Genomic DNA, 753 nt, shown 5'->3' on the forward strand with positions numbered 1-753 from the left:
CACCTTCCTCGACGTCACCGCGTCGAGGAAGGTGAGCTCGTCGGCGCCCTGCGCGTCGTACAGGGCGGCCAGCTCGACCGGGTCACCTGCATCGCGCAGGTTCTCGAAGTTGACACCCTTGACGACGCGTCCTGCGTCGACGTCGAGGCACGGGATCACCCGTACGGCAAGGGTCATGAGCTGTCTCCTTCGAAGCGGGCATCCGTCTCGGATTGCCCTGTCGCAGATTGCACTATGTCGAGTATGTCTCCGTGAACGCCGGGCGCGGCGGCCAGCACGGACCCGGATCCGATCTTCCACCGCTCGCCGGCGAAATCGGTGGCGAGACCGCCGGCCGCCCGCACCAGCACGACACCGGCGGCGTTGTCCCACGGATGGTGCCCGAACACCACCGCGCCACCCAGCGAACCCGACGCGGTGTAGGCCAGGTCCACCCCGGTCGATCCGTGCATGCGCAGTCGCGCCACTCGGCGACTCAGCTCGGTGATGACCGCGAGCCGGCGCGCACCCGGGACACGGCCTCTGCTGTCGATGTCGAAGCTTCCGACGGCGATCATCACGTCCTCGAGGCGGGCGGGTGCGAGCCGTTCGGCGGGCTCCCCGTTATAGAGCAGCGGTCCGCCCTCGACCGCCGCGAACCGCTGGCCCGTCAGCGGCAGCCACGTCAGCCCGATCACCGGAACTCCGTCCTGCACGAGCGCCAGCAGGATTCCGGCCATGGGCAGACCCGCGGAGTAATTGATGGTGCCGGCG

The 753-nt window shown here is 69.1% G+C and carries 2 protein-coding genes; both read right to left on the minus strand.

Features of this window, described 5'->3' with window-relative positions:
• The coding region (locus Q8814_RS26325; protein WP_330154854.1) for a HisA/HisF-related TIM barrel protein at positions 1-177 on the minus strand (177 nt) is incomplete at its 3' end.
• A partial coding sequence (locus Q8814_RS26330) for an inositol monophosphatase family protein (protein WP_330154853.1) occupies positions 174-753 on the minus strand: 580 nt, incomplete at its 5' end. The genes Q8814_RS26325 and Q8814_RS26330, both read right to left, overlap by 4 nt.

The sequence above is a fragment of the Rhodococcus chondri genome (assembly GCF_036327435.1).
Classification (GTDB): Bacteria; Actinomycetota; Actinomycetes; order Mycobacteriales; family Mycobacteriaceae; genus Rhodococcus; species Rhodococcus chondri.